Annotated in this window: 1 protein-coding gene; it reads right to left on the bottom strand. The window is 70.4% G+C overall.

Annotated elements, in window-relative coordinates; all coding sequences use genetic code 11:
- Window positions 1-14: 14 nt before the first annotated feature.
- On the bottom strand, window positions 15-768 hold a 754-nt coding region (locus tag D474_RS30290; RefSeq protein WP_017616604.1), incomplete at its 5' end, for an IS110 family transposase.

Consider the following 768-nt stretch of genomic DNA (forward strand, 5'->3'; position numbering starts at 1 on the left):
GGGACGCTTCTATGTCAAGCGGCGGGCCCGTAAGCCCTCTGCCCGACTTCTCGGGCCTGCCGCTGCTGTTGATCAGCGACCATCGTCCGATACACCACATCGACCAGATGGCGCTTCAACGCCCGGTAGGCACCCTTCTTGCCCTTGTCTGCTTCCTTGGCCCGCACGAACTCCCGAGCCGGCCCCTCCACCCGGGCCTGGACCATCGCGATCGAGTGGAACGCCCGGTTGATCTGACGGTTGCCACCCCGGTGCAACCGGTGGCGCTGCCGACCCGAGGAGAACACCGGGATCGGCGCGCACCCCGCCCACCGGGCCAACTTCGCCGAACTAGAAAACCGCGACACATCGGCCACCTGCGAGATCAGCACCGCCGCCCAGACCACACCGATCCCCGGGATCGCCAACAGGCCCGGCGCCAACGGCCTGAGGCGCTCCTTCAACGCCCGCTCGCACTCAGCGATCCGGTCGATCAGCACCCGCAGCTCCCGGATCTGGTCGGCCAGCACGAAGCCCACGGCCCCCTCCAGGCCGGCCCGGGCGATCCGGTGCTCGAGCCGGTCCAAAGAGGTGCGGGTGGACAAACGCCCCTTTCCGGGGCTCAGGCCCGCCTCCAGGTGCAGCATCGCCATGAGGCGGTTGGCCAGGGCCACCCGGCGCTGGACCAAGTCCTCGCGCAGGTCCACCAGCACGCGCACCTGGCGCACGGCCGGGTCGATGCGGTGCACGGCCAGGTCGGGCTCGGCCAGGGCCGCTCGGGCCACCGCC

This window comes from Nocardiopsis salina YIM 90010 (assembly GCF_000341025.1).
Taxonomy (GTDB): domain Bacteria; phylum Actinomycetota; class Actinomycetes; order Streptosporangiales; family Streptosporangiaceae; genus Nocardiopsis; species Nocardiopsis salina.